This is a genomic window from Pseudidiomarina marina, from assembly GCF_044807045.1.
Lineage (GTDB): Bacteria > Pseudomonadota > Gammaproteobacteria > Enterobacterales > Alteromonadaceae > Pseudidiomarina > Pseudidiomarina marina.
Genome location: NZ_CP085233.1, coordinates 735,916 through 753,090, shown reverse-complemented (window position 1 = coordinate 753,090; position 17,175 = coordinate 735,916). Strand labels below are relative to the sequence as shown.

Annotated in this window: 17 protein-coding genes and 1 riboswitch; of the genes, 7 read left to right on the top strand and 10 right to left on the bottom strand. The window is 46.9% G+C overall.

The window, feature by feature from the left end; genetic code table 11:
• Positions 1–74 precede the first annotated feature (74 nt).
• From LG272_RS03600 to LG272_RS03585, 4 genes are all read left to right on the top strand, one after another.
• Positions 75–605, top strand: coding sequence for a serine/threonine protein phosphatase (locus tag LG272_RS03600; protein ID WP_404409715.1), 531 nt, complete (start codon positions 75–77; stop codon positions 603–605).
• A gap of 73 nt (positions 606–678) precedes the next feature.
• On the top strand, positions 679–1,608 hold the full coding sequence (locus tag LG272_RS03595) for a rhodanese-related sulfurtransferase (protein ID WP_126760141.1): 930 nt from the start codon (positions 679–681) through the stop codon (positions 1,606–1,608).
• A gap of 81 nt (positions 1,609–1,689) precedes the next feature.
• The gene (locus tag LG272_RS03590) at positions 1,690–2,163 is read left to right on the top strand and encodes a Dps family protein (RefSeq protein ID WP_126760140.1); all 474 of its coding nucleotides are present in this window, start codon (positions 1,690–1,692) and stop codon (positions 2,161–2,163) included.
• Between the two features lie 123 nt (positions 2,164–2,286).
• Positions 2,287–2,484, top strand: coding sequence for a DUF3185 family protein (locus tag LG272_RS03585; protein ID WP_092857114.1), 198 nt, complete (start codon positions 2,287–2,289; stop codon positions 2,482–2,484).
• Between the two features lie 48 nt (positions 2,485–2,532).
• Here LG272_RS03585 and LG272_RS03580 read toward each other — a convergent pair whose 3' ends face one another.
• The 6 genes from LG272_RS03580 to ubiD all read right to left on the bottom strand — a co-directional run bounded on the left by LG272_RS03580 (position 2,533) and on the right by ubiD (position 9,680).
• The gene (locus tag LG272_RS03580; RefSeq protein ID WP_404409713.1) at positions 2,533–3,858 is read right to left on the bottom strand and encodes an MFS transporter permease; all 1,326 of its coding nucleotides are present in this window, start codon (positions 3,856–3,858) and stop codon (positions 2,533–2,535) included.
• Positions 3,859–3,881: 23 nt separating this feature from the next.
• Positions 3,882–4,622 carry a phosphotransferase gene (locus LG272_RS03575; protein WP_404409712.1) on the bottom strand — a complete coding sequence of 247 codons (741 nt, stop codon included), beginning with the start codon at positions 4,620–4,622 and terminating at the stop codon, positions 3,882–3,884.
• 23 nt (positions 4,623–4,645) lie between these two features.
• Entirely contained in the window at positions 4,646–5,212 is a 567-nt protein-coding gene (gene pnuC, locus LG272_RS03570; RefSeq protein WP_241968007.1) for a nicotinamide riboside transporter PnuC, read from the bottom strand.
• A 14-nt stretch (positions 5,213–5,226) separates the two neighbouring features.
• Positions 5,227–7,299: a TonB-dependent receptor gene (locus LG272_RS03565; RefSeq protein ID WP_404409711.1), complete on the bottom strand. Its 2,073-nt coding sequence runs from the start codon at positions 7,297–7,299 to the stop codon at positions 5,227–5,229.
• Positions 7,300–7,356: 57 nt separating this feature from the next.
• Positions 7,357–7,476: riboswitch (TPP riboswitch) on the bottom strand.
• A gap of 23 nt (positions 7,477–7,499) precedes the next feature.
• Positions 7,500–8,198: an NAD(P)H-flavin reductase gene (gene fre / locus LG272_RS03560; protein ID WP_126760135.1), complete on the bottom strand. Its 699-nt coding sequence runs from the start codon at positions 8,196–8,198 to the stop codon at positions 7,500–7,502.
• A gap of 15 nt (positions 8,199–8,213) precedes the next feature.
• Positions 8,214–9,680, bottom strand: coding sequence for a 4-hydroxy-3-polyprenylbenzoate decarboxylase (ubiD, locus tag LG272_RS03555; protein WP_126760134.1), 1,467 nt, complete (start codon positions 9,678–9,680; stop codon positions 8,214–8,216).
• A 106-nt stretch (positions 9,681–9,786) separates the two neighbouring features.
• Here ubiD and LG272_RS03550 point away from each other — a divergent pair, with 106 nt between their 5' ends.
• Positions 9,787–10,782 (top strand): endonuclease/exonuclease/phosphatase family protein, encoded by a 996-nt coding sequence (locus LG272_RS03550; RefSeq protein WP_404409710.1) that lies wholly within the window; start codon positions 9,787–9,789, stop codon positions 10,780–10,782.
• On the opposite strand, the gene LG272_RS03545 is transcribed toward LG272_RS03550, so the two are convergent.
• The 4 genes from LG272_RS03545 to trxA form a co-directional block, all read right to left on the bottom strand.
• Complete coding sequence (locus LG272_RS03545) at positions 10,779–11,318, bottom strand: DUF1566 domain-containing protein (RefSeq protein ID WP_404409709.1); 540 nt, start codon at positions 11,316–11,318, stop codon at positions 10,779–10,781. The genes LG272_RS03550 and LG272_RS03545 overlap by 4 nt on opposite strands.
• A 15-nt stretch (positions 11,319–11,333) precedes the next feature.
• Positions 11,334–12,908 (bottom strand): Calx-beta domain-containing protein, encoded by a 1,575-nt coding sequence (locus LG272_RS03540; protein WP_404409708.1) that lies wholly within the window; start codon positions 12,906–12,908, stop codon positions 11,334–11,336.
• Between the two features lie 143 nt (positions 12,909–13,051).
• Positions 13,052–14,317 carry a transcription termination factor Rho gene (rho, locus tag LG272_RS03535; RefSeq protein ID WP_126760132.1) on the bottom strand — a complete coding sequence of 422 codons (1,266 nt, stop codon included), beginning with the start codon at positions 14,315–14,317 and terminating at the stop codon, positions 13,052–13,054.
• A gap of 243 nt (positions 14,318–14,560) precedes the next feature.
• The gene (trxA, locus tag LG272_RS03530) at positions 14,561–14,887 is read right to left on the bottom strand and encodes a thioredoxin TrxA (protein ID WP_092857136.1); all 327 of its coding nucleotides are present in this window, start codon (positions 14,885–14,887) and stop codon (positions 14,561–14,563) included.
• 88 nt (positions 14,888–14,975) lie between these two features.
• Here trxA and rhlB point away from each other — a divergent pair, with 88 nt between their 5' ends.
• Both rhlB and LG272_RS03520 read left to right on the top strand, forming a co-directional pair.
• Entirely contained in the window at positions 14,976–16,247 is a 1,272-nt protein-coding gene (gene rhlB, locus LG272_RS03525) for an ATP-dependent RNA helicase RhlB (RefSeq protein ID WP_126760131.1), read from the top strand.
• A gap of 3 nt (positions 16,248–16,250) precedes the next feature.
• Positions 16,251–17,174: a Ppx/GppA family phosphatase gene (locus tag LG272_RS03520; protein ID WP_404409707.1), complete on the top strand. Its 924-nt coding sequence runs from the start codon at positions 16,251–16,253 to the stop codon at positions 17,172–17,174.
• Position 17,175: the final 1 nt, after the last annotated feature.

Sequence of the window (17,175 nt, the reverse complement as noted above, 5' to 3'; positions counted from 1 at the left end):
CCAAATCAAAGGTGATCTTATGCCACAGAGCCGCTATATTTACTGCAACCTGAACCAGAGTAAGGAGTCTTTCCATGCAACGCGTTTATCTCTTAGTTTTAGCGCTACTATCTGTTCTATTTTTATCCGCCTGTGATGAACAACAACCCGTCAATAAAATTCCTGTCGCCGTTGCTGACGTGCCAAACATTCATCACCCAAATGAACAGCATTTTACCGCTGGTAAACCAGCAAAAGACGACCTCGTGAAGTTAAAAGAACAAGGTGTTACTGCCGTTATCAATCTACTGACCGATAGCGACATGAACAACGACGATCAAGAAGCCCAGTGGGCACAGGAGCTCGAGCTGGAATACTATCGTGTGCCAGTGGGCGGACCAAGTGACCTCACTCGTGACAATGTTGCCGACTTTGACCGAGCACTTGCCGCAACACAGGGCCAAACCACACTAATTCATTGTTCAAGCAGTAACCGCGTTGGCGCTATGATGGCTCTACATGCCGCTTGGTATGACAATGCATCCACCGAACAAGCGCTGCAAATCGGACGGGATTACGGCCTTAAGAGTCTTGAGACCGAAGTACAAAAACTGCTTAGCGAATAAAATTGTGGTAGAATGCGCGCGCAAATTTTGACCTCGGATTTACGTTCCGAATCGCCAAAGAAGGAAATAACAGATGTATATTTGCGCCGCACTCTACAAGTTTGTGGAATTTAATGATTTTGAAGCCTTTCGTGAGCCTCTTTATAACTGCATGCTCAAAAACGAAGTGAAAGGTACGTTGTTGTTAGCACGAGAAGGAATTAACGGCACTATTTGTGGTACCCGCGAAGGTGTCGACAATGTGTTAGCCTTTATTCGTAGCCAAGAAGCCTTTGCTGATATTGAGCATAAAGAATCACCAAGCGATAAGCAGGCGTTTTACCGCACCAAAGTAAAACTGAAAAAAGAAATCGTTACCATGGGCATTGATTGGGTTGACCCGAAGAACGTGGTGGGCACCTATGTTGAACCAAGCGACTGGAACGATTTGATTCGTGATCCTGAGGTTCTGTTAATTGACACACGCAATGACTACGAATATGCAGTAGGTACGTTCGAGGGCGCAATTAACCCAAAAACCGACTCTTTCCGTGAATTTCCACAGTACGTGAAAGATCATCTCGATCCGGAAAAGCACAAAAAAGTTGCGATGTTTTGTACCGGCGGTATTCGCTGCGAGAAATCAACAGCTTATTTGAAATCTATCGGCTTTGATGAGGTTTATCACCTTAAAGGCGGCATTCTAAAGTACCTAGAAGAAGTACCGGAAGAAGACACCACCTGGCAAGGTGATTGTTTTGTGTTTGATCAACGCGTGACTGTTCGCCACGGCTTGCAACAAGGTGATTACGATCAATGTTATGCCTGTCGGATGCCAATTACTGACGAAGAAAAACAGTCAGAGCACTATGTAAAAGGTGTGAGCTGTCCGCACTGCCATGACAAGACAACACCTGAGCAAAAACAACGGTTTGCGGAACGTGAAAAACAAATTCAATTGGCCAAGAAACGAGGCGAACAACACATTCGTGATGGCAAAGTCGATGAGCTTAATCGAGTTTAATCGTTGCTACCTATAACTTGAAATAGTCTATACTGGTCCATAGATAAAAGTTATAAATTAAATCCAAACAAGGAGTTAAACATGCAACAGTTGAATGTGATTGGTATTGACCACCATCATGCCGAGCAGCTTGCGGAACGTTTGAATCAGTTGTTAGCCAACTATCAAGTAATGTATATGAATGTTCGTGGTTTTCACTGGAACATTAAAGGAAAGGAGTTTTTCGAACTTCATGCGAAGTTTGAAGAAACCTACAATGACTTACTTTTAAAGGTTGACGAAGTTGCTGAGCGCATTCTCACGTTAGGTCAGCGCCCGTTACATGCTTATTCGACTTATATCAAAGCAAGCGAAATTCAAGAGGCGAAAGATATTCACGACGGGAAGGCCTGTGTACGTGAAATTCTTGATAGCTATCGTGTCATTATTCGCCTGCAACGCGAGATTCTTGAAATTGCCGGCGAAGCGAGCGACGAAGGTACCGCGTCATTAATGAGCGATTACATCAAAGAACAAGAGAAAACGTCTTGGATGTTAACCTCTTATTTAGGCTAATTCCTACCTCATGAAAGACCGCGCAAATTAGCGCGGTTTTTTTATCCCTTTCGCAAATTCTATTATTTTTGCTATGCTGAATCGGTAGTACCTTAATCCATGAAAATAAAAAGGAAAAATTCGATGAACAAAGTCATTGGAATCGTTCTGTTAGTGGTAGGTGTTATTTTGCTGTATTTTGGTTGGGAAGCGTATAACTCAGTTGCCTCTGAAGCGACACAAGCGCTTACTGGCGAAACAACTGACGAAGCAATGTGGTACTTAATTGGTGGCGCTGTTGCTGTGATTGTCGGTTTATATGGCGTCATTCGCGGCAAGTAAAAGCAAGCTTTAAACGAAAGCGAGCCTTGCTGGCTCGCTTTTTTTTTCTTAATCCTGTTGGACGTTTGGTAAACTGAGCGCACGAAGCGACGCAACAACACCCAAGATAATTAATAAGCCAATCACCGCTTCGACGCCCGCAAAACTTTCTAAGACACCGAGTAAAATACCGAGCAATAAAACCATACCGAGCACCGTATTAGAAACGGCTGTATATTGCGCACGTGTTTCTTGCGTTGCCATATCCACCAAATACGTCTTCCGTCCTACGCGCGCGCCGTGATGTGACACTGCGGCACTAAAAATAAGCAGTCCCGCTAACCATTGCTGGGCCAACAACTCGGGGCTTAATACATACAATGCTAAGGCTATTGCCATCACTAGCGTTGCCATAGCCGCTGCCGCCGCCATCACATGATGACTTGCGCTATCTGACCATTTACCCCAAAACCGTCCTGCCAACATTCCGGCTAAACCGCTTGCCAACATAAGTCCGCCCAAACTCGTTAGGCTACCCTCGCCACTGCGCTGAATCATCACCACGATGTATGGAATCGCAAATGCAGAAGCCACGAGCAAGGCTCGAGTAAGAACAAACTGGCCAAAGTTTTTGTCTTGCCACAACAAACGTATCGATTTTAGTGCTTCAATGAGGGCATTGCCGCCGCCTTCAGTGGCACCGGGAACTTCCGGCACACTCGCGTACACAGCGGCGGCAACCAGCCACAAAAGCGCTGCAAACGTCAGGAGCAAAATGAATAACCAAGCATCGCCCTCGTCACCAACATTGGTAAACTGTGGTGCAAAAATAATGACTAATGCTGTCGCCAACGACAGAAGCCCTGCCACTGATGCAGCAAGCCCAGAAAGTCGGCCACGCCGAGTTTTCGAAATGGTTTTGCCTTGCACGTCTTTTATCGCAACCGAGCACACACCGCGAGATAAACTAAAGAGCGCCAGCAGCGTCACCACGGCCCAACCTAAAAACGTGCCTTCAGTAAACACAATAGCAGCCACCATGCCAAGCAGCGACAGCGCTTGTCCGACACTACCAGCGACCCAAAACCACTTTCGAACTGGTGTTTGGCGCATTTGTTGCGCAATGAATAACTGTGGTAATAATGCCAACGACTCTCGCAGCGGTACAAGCGCACTAATAAACACACTTGGTGCCCCCAGTGCGGTCAGCATCCACGGTAATACTAAACGAGCGCTAACTAATGAGTCGCCTAATTTAGTTAGCGTCAATGACCATAAATGCGCCATAAAGGCTTGGGGTTGATCGTTACAAGCACTTTCCGGAATATCTTTGCAAACACGAGCATCTTCATCCTCAGCTAATAATCCGTACATACGATCAGTAAGCTTCGACATAGGCTCTCCTCGTGCGCGCAAGTTTAAAGGTGATGATGTTGGAGGTGGTGGTGTAGTTCGTACCAAAGTTGACTGATGGTTTGAGAAAGCTCAAGCCAGTTCTGTAAGTGCTGACTATCAACGCGTTCTCCGGAGGCACCTTCATAAGCGTTGATAAAGGCCCGTTGCTCGGAACGCTCGAGTTGATTTACTTGAATACAATTGGCCAAATCAAAGTAACGTTCACCCAAGCCCGAATATTCCCAATCAATCACTTGCGGTGGTTGACTGAGAAAAACGTGATGAAAGGCTAAATCGTTGTGGCAAAAAACGGGATTGTTGCCAAAGCTATCTAATAACTTTCGTTGCTGCTGTAGTCGCTTCTGAAACTGTCTTGCGCGTTCGGGTTCATACTGAGCTAAGTTATCGCAATAACGTTGTACACGGCTACGTAAAGACCAAACTGGGACATCCACAGGTAAACGATGAATGTGTGCACTGATTTCACCAAGCCGTTGAATTTTTGTTCCCATCGCTTTGCTATCGTGAGACAGATCAGGCGTTTCAATAAAAGCTTGGAGCATGAGACCTTGAACTGCATCATAATGCAGCACTTCTGGGGCTAAACCATGATTAAACAGTATCTGTTGCACCGCGACTTCTTGGTCGCGGTCGAGGCCATAAGGATGGTCGAAGCGGAAATGCTTGAGTACATATACGCCACTCATCGACGTGATTTTGTATACGTCATTGGCGACGCCCCGCAACAACGGTTCGGTTTTCATCACTCCGTGTATCGGTAAATTTGTTAACCAGTGTTGTTGCATAATTCCTTTTGACTCCGGCGCCAATTCCACATGGCATATAATATCAATAATATGTAGATCGCAAAAAGTCCGCTGGTTTTCTCAAACCCTTTAATTGCATAGAGATAAATATACACACTATCAATAACAAGCCAATATAACCAATTAGAAAATAGCTTGCGGGTGAGCAACCAAGTTGCAAACAGGCTGTAGACAGTGGTGAAACTGTCCAGCCAAACTTGATCGGCATCGGTGTAAAGTTCAAGTAACCAAGCGCACCCACTTGCAACAAACGCCAGCGCAACGATGGCTCGCACATGCCACCACCAAGAATAGTCAGCAACATCTTGCGCCGGTGCTTGCGCCACACCAAATCGCCATTGCCACCAACCATAGGCTGAAAGCGCCACGTAGATGGCTTGCAGCCCCGACTCCATATAGAGCTGCACTTGAAACATTAAATAGGTATAAATTGCGCAACTAATTGCCCCAGCTAACCAACACCAAACAGATTGGCGTGCGGCTAACCACAAATACAGCAACGCAAAGGCAATGGCGATATTTTCCAAACACTCGCTCCCAATTACATTGCGTAATTAAATGTTATACCAATGCGACGTGGTTCGCCCCACTGGACATAAGTCGTAGGTTGATATTCATCTCGCGGGTCGTTGCCGAAGTAGAATCCACGTGTGGCATAATCTTCATCTGTTAAATTACGTCCCCACAAAGTAATACGCCACGCATCAAGTTGCCACTTTAAACTGGCATGCAACAAATTGTACGACTCGCTTTGGCTGTTATGCGAGTCAGAAAAATAGAAACTGTCTTTGCTATCGATTTGCAACGTGGCACTCAAGTTTTCGGTCACTTGCCAATTGATACCGGTATTCACCTGATAACCCGGTGCCTGCGCTTGCTCGCGACCTTCCATATCAATGCCGTCTTCGGTAATAAAGCCTTCAATCTCTGTTTCGAGTAAGCCAACGTTCGCAAACCACCACAGCTGTGGTGTGAGCTCTAAATTGAGTTCAGCTTCAAGACCATGTACTTTTCCACCGGCCGCATTTTCAATGTAACCAATAAACGTTTGCGCGCGGTTTATCCAGCTTTTCAGCTGCACATCATCACGATTTTGTGCAAACAAAGCCACATTAAGCGATAACGTATCATCGGCATTAATGAACTTGTAACCGGCTTCTAAGCTGGTTAAATACTCTGGGGCAAAGCTCGAGCGCTGAAGCAAAAACGCTTCAAGTTCGGGATTATCAGTGGCTTTGCCTAGCGCTTCTGCGTTGACACCACCGGTTTTGTAGCCACGAGACCAAGTTAAATACATCATCCGCCCAACGGCTGGGTTATAACTTAAGCTGACGCGTCCACCGAGCATGGTGTCTCGAGGTGTTACTGCCACAGAATTGGAATCGTCATAGGCGTTACGATATCGCTCGAGACGTAATCCGGTGGTCAACTGCCATTGATCGCTCACGTATTGCGTGACTTCGCCGTAAAGTGCATGGCGCTTGCTTTCATAGTCACTATTAAACGTATCATCGGCATAGGTATCCCAGTTCATGAACTCGCGGCGCAAGGATTCGTCGCGACTCAGGTGATACCAACCGACAACCCAATCGGTTGCTAGTCCCATAACATTAATCGGCTGGGTACTAAGCCAACGAGCTTCTAACGTATGATCAAGACGTTCACGCCAGTATGCATCAGTCGATGAATACTCCCAACCCGGAGCAATACCGACATAGCTCCAATCTTCGTCATAGCTGTAAAGCGTATCAGTGCTTAATACACTATAACTAAACACGGTTTCATGTGTCTCCGCGCCACTATATGTTAATGCTAAACGTGCGGCCTTCATGGTCGCATCGTCTTCACCAGGCTCGTCTGACAAGGTTTGTCGCGTATTATCGAGTGAAAATGCGTCATAGCCATTATCTTGGCGATACAGGTGCGCAGTTGATCGTAATTGCCAATGGTCGGCAAGATCAGTCCACACATTGAAACGTGCGATACGCTCTGAGCGCGACTGAGTATCGTCGCGTTGCAGATAAGTGTTTTCAGTAAAGCCATCATCAGCTTGTTGATAGACACTCAACCGAGCACGGCCAAGAGCGCCTAGCTCACCACCGACAGCAACGCCGCCCTCAACAGCGCCATAATTCGCTGCGCCGATTTGCCAAAAACCATCAAACTCAGCGCGCGCTGCGGTACTCTCAAGCACTAACATGCCAGCCATGCCATCAGCACCAAAGCGACCGCTTTGCGGTCCGCGATAGACTTCTACTTGGCTAATGTCGAAAAGCTGCGCCGCCTGTCCTAAACCGCTGTAATTGATACCGTCAATGAGTATCCCAACGGACGGATTAATTGGATCAACAAACTGACTACGTTCGCCAATACCGCGTATCTGTAAAAAACGCGCACGCGAACTCCCGCTGGAGAAATTTAGATTCGGGATAACGTTGAGTACATCTTCCATATGCGTGCCATGGCGTTGTCCCATAGCATCTGAAGTGAGCACTGACACACTTGTCGGCGCCTCATTGACATATAGCGATCGATAGTGACCTTGAACAGCAATACGTTCAATCGGGTCTTCGCCAGCAATTGCTGCAACGAATAATAAAGCAGGTGATAACATGGATTATTTCCTCAATAACTTATTCAGAAACAATCCGGTCGGGCAGGTTTTATAATGGAGTTTGATTGCTACCATCCCTACGCCAGTATTAACCGGATCAGGTGCAAAGGGTTCGCAATACTGCATCTCAGCCAAACTGCACAAACCTGTGTCAGCAAGGCACCCCTTGGTAAATTGCGCGGCGAGTATAACAGAACTGGTTAGATAAACGCCAGCGCATCGCCATAAAGTTGCGACAACGGTAATCCTTGAGCATGGAATGCATCACGAATCACTCGAACCATTTCGAAGCGTCCAGCTACATAAATATCCGCTTCGTTGAGGTCAGTCTGTTCAGCCATCACTGCGTGGTGAACCAATCCTTGAGCGCCATGCCACGATTCAGGCGCCTGTTCAACGACTGGGCGATAGTGCATATTTTCGTGATGTGCAGAAAGCTCTTGTAACTGCTTATCCAGATACAGATCTTCCGGCTTGCGTCCGCCCCAGTATAACGTCACGGGACGCTTGGAAGCACTTCGCAAATGCGCTTGTAGAATCGACCAGGTATAAGAAAAGCCGGTGCCACCAGCAATTAAAATGATCGGTCGTTCACTATCGCTTCGAAGCCATGCCTCGCCAAGCGGCGCTTCAATCGTGATTTCACCAGTATCACGCATCTTTTGTAGTACTTCCATCGCATACGGATTATCCGACGTAGCGCCTATATGGAGTTCCAGCTCTGAGGTTTTCGAAGGGCATGATGCAATCGAGAACGGCCGTTTGTCACGTTCACCCATCACCACTTGAATGTATTGCCCTGCTTGGAACTCAATCGATTCCGGCAACGCTAAAACAATGCGATAAACATTTGGCGTCAAATTTTCTATGGTCGCTACACGACACACGAATTGTTTCATAACAGCTTTATTTCCTTAGAGAATATCCAATTCGTCCCACAACGCATCAACACGTTGCTTCACTTCAGCATCCATAACAATAGGAACGCCCCATTCGCGATCCGTCTCCCCCGGCCATTTATTTGTTGCATCCATGCCCATTTTAGAGCCAAGACCGGATACCGGTGATGCGAAATCAAGATAATCAATTGGTGTATTTTCGACCAAAACAGTATCGCGCGCTGGATCCATCCGTGTTGTCATAGCCCAAATGACGTCTTTCCAGTCACGCGCGTTCACATCGTCATCGCAAACAATCACAAATTTGGTATACATGAACTGCCGTAAGAAACTCCACACGCCCATCATCACGCGCTTGGCGTGACCAGCATATTGTTTCTTCATCGTTACTACGGCAACGCGATACGAACAGCCTTCAGGTGGCAAATAAAAATCGACGATTTCTGGAAATTGCTTTTGTAGCAATGGCACAAACACTTCATTCAGCGCAACGCCAAGTACCGCTGGTTCATCGGGGGGGCGGCCGGTATAGGTACTATGATAAATTGGTTTTTCACGCATAGTGACATGAGTCACTGTAAATACTGGGAACTCATCCACTTCGTTGTAATAGCCGGTGTGATCGCCATAAGGTCCTTCCGGCGCCATCTCATCAGGCGCAATATAACCTTCGAGAATTATTTCGGCGTGCGCTGGCACCTGTAAATCATTACTAATGCACTTCGCTACTTCGGTTTTCCCATCACGTAACAACCCAGCAAAGGCGTATTCGGACAAGCTATCAGGCACTGGCGTAACAGCACCCAAAATTGTCGCGGGATCAGCTCCAAGAGCAACAGCAACGGGGAAGTTCTCGCCCGGATGTGCGCGCTTCCATTCTTGAAAATCAAGTGCGCCACCACGGTGCGACAACCAGCGCATGATGACCTTGTTTTTACCGAGCAACTGCTGGCGGTAAATACCTAAATTTTGCCGCTCTTTATGTGGCCCACGAGTTACCGTTAATCCCCAGGTAATAAGTGGTGCTACATCACCTGGCCAGCAATGTTGAATGGGTAACTGAGTTAGATCAACATCGTCGCCCGAGATCACGACTGACTGACATGGAGCCTTTTTTAACTGCTTCGGCGACATGCTGAGTACTTTCTTGTACATCGGCAACATATTAATCGCGTCACGAAAGCCCTTCGGCGGCTCGGGTTCCTTCAAAAATGCGAGTAATTTACCAACATCACGCAGCGCCTCGACTGATTCTTGGCCCATGCCCAAAGCAACACGCTCCGGGGTACCAAACAAATTGGCCAGCACCGGAATGTCATGACCTTTCACGTTCTCAAATAACAATGCAGGACCACCCGCCTTCAACGTGCGGTCGGCAATCTCGGTCATCTCAAGATAGGGATCAATTTCATGCTGTATGCGCTTTAACTCACCGCGCTTCTCTAACAACGCCATGAAATCGCGTAGGTCTTGATATTTCACTTAGGCTCTCGCTGTGGTTAATGATTTACCAATAAGTCAGGGCGCAGTATAAATGTTTTTGTTATAGTTTTCAGCGCTGACTCGACGAACTCATAGGGATATCGTAATGCTAGCTTTTTGGATCATCACACTGGTGACTGGTTTACTTGCACTTACCAGCCTATTACCGCTATTGAACAAGACAATTTGGTGGGTGCGCATTTGGGATTTCCCACGCTTGCAACAAAGTGCCGTGGCGTTACTACTCCTGATTGCGAGCGCGGTTTTTTTACCCGCTAATCAGCTCACCACATGGTTGCTAGTGGCGATTCAATTGTTATGCGGTGGCTGGCAGTTCTGGTGGATCTTCCCCTACACGCCGTTTGCCGCACGCACCGTCAAACGCTACAAGCGCAAGCGCGATGAGCCACATGTTGACGAACATATTCGACTATTAACCGTGAATGTATTAGAGCCAAACCGCCGCGGTGTCGAACTGACCCAAATCATTAATGACAACCGACCTGATATTATCGTTGCTGTGGAAACAGACGAATGGTGGGAACAGCAGTTCAGCGATATTGAAGATGACTTACCGCATGTTATCCGCAAGCCGCAAAATAACTTATACGGCATGATGGTTTATTCGAAATGGCCCATGACCAACATCGAAGTCACCGATTTGATCCAAGAAGGCGTACCATCAATGCATTTTGATTTGCAGCTCCCGACCCGTGTCGTGCGCATGCACTGCGTCCACCCAGCGCCACCAAGCCCGACTGAAAATGAAAAATCAAAGCAACGTGATAATGAACTCATGCTGGTTGCAAAACAGGCTCGTCAGGAATCTGGTCCGGTGATTGTTACTGGGGATTTAAATGACGTGGCATGGTCAAAATCAACCCGTGCCTTTTTAGAAGAAAGTCAATTACTTGATCCGCGCATGGGGCGTGGTATTTACAACACCTTTCATGCACAAATACCCATTATGCGCTGGCCACTCGACCATATATTTCACAGTGAGCACTTTTTACTGGTTGAGCTCAAACGGCTTCCACCGTTTGGCTCAGACCATTTTGCATTGCTGACCGAGTTAGCGTTAAAAAGCGAAGTTTCCACCTAGTCAGAGGTGCGAACAAAACGAATAAACCTAGATACCGCCGGGTTATCGTTAAACTCGCTACCATCATAAAAATCAATATACCGACCCAATGCTAGCGGCGCTGGGTCGATATCTTCAGCATCAGGCGTGTTGGTCCAAAATGGCGCGCTTGGTGTTTCTGGAAACACTTCGGTGCGAATGGCCGGATCAAAACACGCATACTCAACTAACGTTGCGAGCTCCTTAATATTCGGCAAGCGCCAGTCGGTTGTATCACCGTGACTAAAGTCATCTTGCGCATTGAGTGCGACACTCCAATCAGTTACCGCAGTCGGCGAGCCGGTGCAACTGTTATTGCTTGCCTCGTATGCTTGACCATATAAACAGAGTGACCACGTTAACCCGGTGCGCACATCAAGCACTGTACCATTACGATTATCGTAAAACTGGTCAGGTGCAGTATTGGGTTTAATCGAGTCATATTTGCACGCTGCTTCAGCAATTCCGTTTAAGCCCACGAAACATGCTACTAGCGATATATAGGTTACCTTTTTCATTGCTGACCTCCTTGTTTAATCGCTGACAGCGGGGTTACGAGCCGCACGAATACTAATATAATCGTTTTTGTTGCATAGCATTCGGCGCGAGTTTTGAAGATCCCAGCACCATGCAGCACCTGCGTTATCAGCAGCTGGCGATGAGGTCATAATTTTGTCAGAGCTAAACTGCGCCACATCGGGGAAATAGTTAGCATCGTATGACAACATTTGACCAAATAACGAGCTACTTTGCGCTTCATTCACTGTTGGTAGGCGCCAGTCACTAAAGCCACAGTAACCCATAACATTCAAGTAATTGAGATAGTTTTCGCTGGTACAACCCGCTTCATAATCAATCTCACCACCTTCGATACCGGGGAATTCACAAGTTGCTGCGGTATAGTATGTCTCATCTGCGTTTGGTACTAACTCTCCCGGACTATAAGTACCGGCGTTGCCTGCATTATTGGCTGGGTCTGAATCATACCAGCGATACAAATTAGCCGGGTTATTCCAGCCTAGAATATGAGTTGGACTCCCCCAAACGGCATACACTGTCCCCGACAAATTATCGCGAACACATTCAAATTCAGTTGCAGTTCGCGGTAATGCATTGCCATTAAAGTCGAGTTTCGTGAAATTCAAGTTACCCTGGCCGTCTTCATGGAAAGTCGCTTCAGCGCCAGTATCGCGTCCATAATCAGCATCCTGATTTTCATAACCAGCCTCAGGTGTGGTTGCGTTATAGGCACCGGCGTTGTAATAACCAACAAAACCCGTATCTGCTAGCACGGCATCACCAGAGATCATTACGGTTAAGACACTTCGAGAAGCGTTTATCGAAGCACCATCAGCATTGTTTAAGCCCAAGATAATAGTTTCGCCGCCTTCTTTGAGATTATCACTGAGCATGGTTAGAGGGACTTCAATTTGCGTCGCAAATGCTGGCATCGTGAATGATTGCTCATCAATGGTGTAATCGCTGTCGCGAGTCGCCGTTCCTGCCAAACTGACCGCAAAACTAATCGGCGTTTCCGAGGCATGAGTCAAGCGAGCTAACACTTCAATCTTGCCGGCTTGTTCAGACGTTCTAAATTGCGCTTGGCTAAACTGGAGTGTTGGAATCGGGTCATCGTTATTAATCGTCACTTCAATTGTGGAGACACCTAACTCTAAGCCTGACGCGCCAGAAAAGTTAACGGTGAATGACTTGTCACTGCCGTAATAGTTGTTAGAAATAATTGGTATTGAAAACGATTTAGAGGTTTGCCCTGCAGCGAACTCAAGCGAACCTGACGTTGAGCGATAATGCTCGGCAGCAAGCGCTGTTCCATTTGCTGTCGCATAACTTAATGACGCTGATGATTCGGGTGCTTCCGATAAAGTGACAACAATTTCCGCCTGCACAGCGTCATTTGGAGTCAATTCAGTGACTGAAACACTTTGCGCCGTTGCAACGGGCGTTGATTGTGAACCGCCGTCATCTCCACCGCCGTCACCGGTAGGGTCACCTGGCGGCTGACCATTCTGAAAGACTTCACCATCGCCACAACCAACAAGCGACAATGCCAATAATGAAGAAATAAAGAACCGATGCTTAGGCGCCATCTCAACAAATCCTTTTTAATTGTCATAATTTTTTATAACAATTAATAACGATAAATAGCGTACAGCGCAAGTGAATTAACAAATTAAGGAAGACAAGAGGAAAGTGCGACCTTGCTGATATTTAAGCAAGGCCGCTGATTAGATTAGCTCTTTTGGCGTTTCATCGCTTCAAAGAACTCATCATTGGTTTTGGTCATTTGCAGTTTATCAATGAGGAATTCCATTGCTTCGGTTTCGCCCATTGGGTGAACGATTTTCCGTAAAATCCACATTTTTTGTAGTTCTTCTTGCGAAGTAAGTAGCTCTTCGCGACGGGTGCCTGAACGGTTGAAGTCAATAGCCGGGAATACGCGTTTCTCAGCAATCTTACGGTTCAAGTGGAGTTCCATGTTACCGGTACCCTTAAACTCTTCGTAAATCACTTCATCCATTTTCGAGCCCGTATCAATCAAGGCAGTTGCGATAATAGTTAAACTACCGCCTTCTTCCACATTACGAGCAGCACCAAAGAAGCGCTTCGGTTTATGTAGCGCATTCGCGTCAACACCACCGGTTAATACCTTGCCTGAGCTTGGAATAACGGTGTTGTAGGCGCGTGCTAATCGAGTAATCGAGTCCAGCAATATAACCACATCTTTCTTGTGTTCAACCAAACGCTTGGCTTTTTCAATCACCATTTCGGCAACTTGCACGTGACGGCTTGCTGGCTCATCGAAGGTTGAAGCAACAACTTCACCTTTTACCAGGCGATGCATCTCAGTCACTTCTTCCGGACGTTCGTCAATCAGAAGAACCATCAACACACACTCAGGATGGTTTGCGGCAATCGATTGCGCAATATTCTGTAGTAACAATGTTTTACCAGCTTTTGGTGGTGCAACAATCAAGCCACGCTGACCTTTACCAATTGGTGAGGCCAAGTCGAGAACGCGCGCAGTAATGTCTTCGGTTGACCCATTACCACGCTCCATACGCATACGCTCGTCGGCATGCAATGGGGTTAAGTTTTCGAATAAAATTTTATTGCGGGAGTTTTCAGGCTTATCGAAGTTAACTTCGCGGATCTTCAGGAGGGCAAAATAACGTTCACCTTCCTTCGGCGGTCGAATCTTTCCTGATACGGTATCGCCGGTACGCAGGTTAAAGCGTCGAATCTGGCTTGGCGATACATAAATATCATCTGGGCCGGCCAAATAAGATGAGTCGGCTGAGCGCAAAAAGCCGAAGCCATCTTGCAAGATTTCCAGCACACCATCACCGTAGATGTCTTCACCACTTTTCGCATGCGCTTTTAAAATGGCAAAGATAATGTCTTGCTTGCGCATACGCGCCATGGACTCGAGGCCCATTGTGTCTGCGAGCTGAACTAGCTCGTTCACAGGTTTGTTTTTTAATTCTGTTAGATTCATAGGGGGGTTATGACTTTTTTGGCCAATGGAAATAGTTGTACGTTTATAGTTAAACCAGTTTTGTTAAATCAGTTCGGGATTTGACTGCTCGGCTGCCGGAAGGCTGGCACCCTGAAGAATTGTTATGCATGGAAAAGTAACACTTAAATCGAAAAACGTCCAGTTTTTCAGCTCATTTTGTGCAAAAGCTCAGCAAAGGTTGCTGAAGATCATCTTCAACAACCCGCTGAATCTGTCTAGCAATTACAGGTTTTGTTCAATGAACTCAGCCAGTTGTGCTTTCGACAATGCACCTACTTTCGTACCTGCAACTTCACCGTTCTTGAACAACAATAAGGTAGGAATACCGCGAATGTTGTACTTCGGTGGGGTTTGGTTGTTGTGGTCAACGTTCAGTTTACCAACAGTGATGCGGTCGCCGTATTCGTTGGCAATGTCGTCCAAGATTGGCGCGATCATTTTGCATGGACCACACCACTCGGCCCAGAAGTCTACTAATACTGGCTTGTCAGAATTAAGAACATCGCTCTCAAAACTTTCATCACTTAGCTGAACAATTTTGTCACTCATGATAATCTCCGCTGCTGAATTCGCGTGAAATAATAAAACACTATTATTTCTGTTTTTGAATGTTAGCGCAAACTGATATGCTTACGCCATGAGTAAAACACACTTAACAGAGACACGCTTCGCCGATCTCGACCTGCATCCGCAGGTATTGTCCGCACTGGAAAGTGCTGGATTTGAATATTGTACACCGATACAAGCATTGAGCTTACCGATTGCATTAATCGGAAAAGACGTTGCTGGCCAGGCCCAAACCGGAACTGGTAAAACGATGGCGTTTTTAATTGCAACCTTTACAACGTTGCTTAACAACCCTCGTGACGGTGAGAAACGTTATCCGCGTGCCATTATTATGGCGCCAACGCGTGAGCTAGCTATTCAGATTGCCAATGATGCTGAACTACTTGCAAAGCATTGTGATATGCGTCTTGGCATTGTGTATGGGGGCGAAGGTTACGATTCTCAACGGCAACAGCTCGAAGACGGCGTTGATATCCTGATAGGTACCACTGGCCGCCTGATCGATTACTACAAGCAAGGTATTTATCAACTCGATAAAATTCAAACCGTAGTTCTTGATGAAGCCGATCGCATGTTCGATCTTGGTTTCATTAAAGATATTCGCTACATGTTCAACAAAATGCCACCACCGGGTCAGCGCCAAAGTTTGCTGTTTTCGGCAACCTTATCGCAGCGCGTGCAAGAACTTGCCTATGAGCACATGGATTCGCCAACGAAAGTGGAAATCGAGCCCTTGCGTAAAACAGGTGAGCGTATTAGCGAAGAACTGTTTTATCCGTCGAAACAAGACAAAATTAAATTATTGCTGACGCTAATTGAAGAAGATTGGCCGGATAAAGCCATTATTTTCGCAAATACCAAGCACACCTGCGAGAAAGTCTACAATTGGTTAGAAGCTGATGGTCACCGTGTTGGCCTATTGACCGGTGATGTTCCGCAACGTAAACGACTCAAAATTCTTGAGCAATTCACTGATGGTGAACTCGACTTTTTAGTCGCCACCGACGTTGCGGCGCGCGGGCTTCATATTCCCGAAGTGAGTCACGTTTACAACTACGACTTACCCGATGATTTTGAAGATTACGTGCACCGGATAGGTCGTACCGGCCGCGCTGGCGCAAGTGGGAAAGCCATCAATTTAGCTTGCGAAGAGTATGTCTATAATCTTCCTGCCATTGAAGAATATATTGGTCATAGTATTCCAGTGACCAAATACGACCCAACGGCATTGCTAACTGACTTGAAAACGCCGCGCTCAAATCATCGTCGTCCGCGTGGGGGGCGCCGCAGTAGTGGTGGCAACCAACAACGACGAAGTGGCGGTCGCAAACCAGCTCGGTAACGCATGATGACGCAGGACGCACGCTTCGCCGCCATTGATTTAGGCTCCAATAGTTTTCATTTAATTATTGCCACGGTGAAGCGTGATGGTCACTATCGTATTTTAGGTCGATACCGTCAGAAGGTTCGACTTGCTGATGGCTTCGACAAACATCTCATCGTTGACGATGCCGCAATCTCTCGCGGCATCGACTGTTTACGCGGTTTTGCTAATCTACTCAAAGATATTTCCAGTGAGCGCATTCGTTGTGTCGCCACCGCGACACTGCGTAAAGCTAGCAATAGTGCTGTCATGCTTGAACAGTTCAAGCTCGCATTGGGACACGATATTGAGGTTATTTCTGGTGAAGCAGAGGCACGATTAATTTACCAAGGCGCAACCCAGCACTTGCTGCATTCAAACAAAGCTGTATTAGTGCTAGATATTGGCGGTGCCAGTACCGAAATCATTGTTGGCCAAGGCGTTAATCCCGCGCATTTGGTCAGCCTCGATATGGGTTGTGTAACGTGGCAGAACCAGTTCTTTCCTGATCAAACAATTACCGAACATGCATGTCAGCGTGCCATAGCGACAGCTAGCGAGCTTATTGCGCCATACGCAACCCGTTTCAAGCAAGCCGGTTGGCAACACGTTAGCGGCGCTTCTGGAACGTTTCGTGCGCTTTACGACATGAATGAGCGAGGCCAGCAACTGCCCATGTGCAAAGATTGGCTTCGTGACATCCTAAGCAAAACTTGTGCTATGGGTCACGTGAGTAAGTTAGGCAAACTAGGCATTCGCCGTGATCGTCAAGCAGTCTTTGTCGGTGGGTTATGTATTTTGATTGCTCTGGTTGAGCAGCTCGACATTCAGCGCATTGAAATTGCTGAGGGGGCACTGCGAGAGGGTCTGCTCATTGATATGCTGACCCACTCGATGCCGCAATAAG

Excerpts from the sequence above, each read along its gene's own strand:
- LG272_RS03600 (WP_404409715.1), top strand. The coding sequence starts at position 75 with ATGCAACGCGTTTATCTCTTAGTTTTAGCGCTACTATCTGTTCTATTT.
- LG272_RS03595 (WP_126760141.1), top strand. The coding sequence starts at position 679 with ATGTATATTTGCGCCGCACTCTACAAGTTTGTGGAATTTAATGATTTT.
- LG272_RS03590 (WP_126760140.1), top strand. The coding sequence starts at position 1,690 with ATGCAACAGTTGAATGTGATTGGTATTGACCACCATCATGCCGAGCAG.
- LG272_RS03585 (WP_092857114.1), top strand. The coding sequence starts at position 2,287 with ATGAACAAAGTCATTGGAATCGTTCTGTTAGTGGTAGGTGTTATTTTG.
- LG272_RS03580 (WP_404409713.1), bottom strand. The coding sequence starts at position 3,858 with ATGTCGAAGCTTACTGATCGTATGTACGGATTATTAGCTGAGGATGAA.
- LG272_RS03575 (WP_404409712.1), bottom strand. The coding sequence starts at position 4,622 with ATGAAAACCGAACCGTTGTTGCGGGGCGTCGCCAATGACGTATACAAA.
- LG272_RS03565 (WP_404409711.1), bottom strand. The coding sequence starts at position 7,299 with ATGTTATCACCTGCTTTATTATTCGTTGCAGCAATTGCTGGCGAAGAC.
- fre (WP_126760135.1), bottom strand. The coding sequence starts at position 8,198 with ATGAAACAATTCGTGTGTCGTGTAGCGACCATAGAAAATTTGACGCCA.
- LG272_RS03550 (WP_404409710.1), top strand. The coding sequence starts at position 9,787 with ATGCTAGCTTTTTGGATCATCACACTGGTGACTGGTTTACTTGCACTT.
- LG272_RS03545 (WP_404409709.1), bottom strand. The coding sequence starts at position 11,318 with ATGAAAAAGGTAACCTATATATCGCTAGTAGCATGTTTCGTGGGCTTA.
- LG272_RS03540 (WP_404409708.1), bottom strand. The coding sequence starts at position 12,908 with ATGGCGCCTAAGCATCGGTTCTTTATTTCTTCATTATTGGCATTGTCG.
- rho (WP_126760132.1), bottom strand. The coding sequence starts at position 14,317 with ATGAATCTAACAGAATTAAAAAACAAACCTGTGAACGAGCTAGTTCAG.
- trxA (WP_092857136.1), bottom strand. The coding sequence starts at position 14,887 with ATGAGTGACAAAATTGTTCAGCTAAGTGATGAAAGTTTTGAGAGCGAT.
- rhlB (WP_126760131.1), top strand. The coding sequence starts at position 14,976 with ATGAGTAAAACACACTTAACAGAGACACGCTTCGCCGATCTCGACCTG.
- LG272_RS03520 (WP_404409707.1), top strand. The coding sequence starts at position 16,251 with ATGATGACGCAGGACGCACGCTTCGCCGCCATTGATTTAGGCTCCAAT.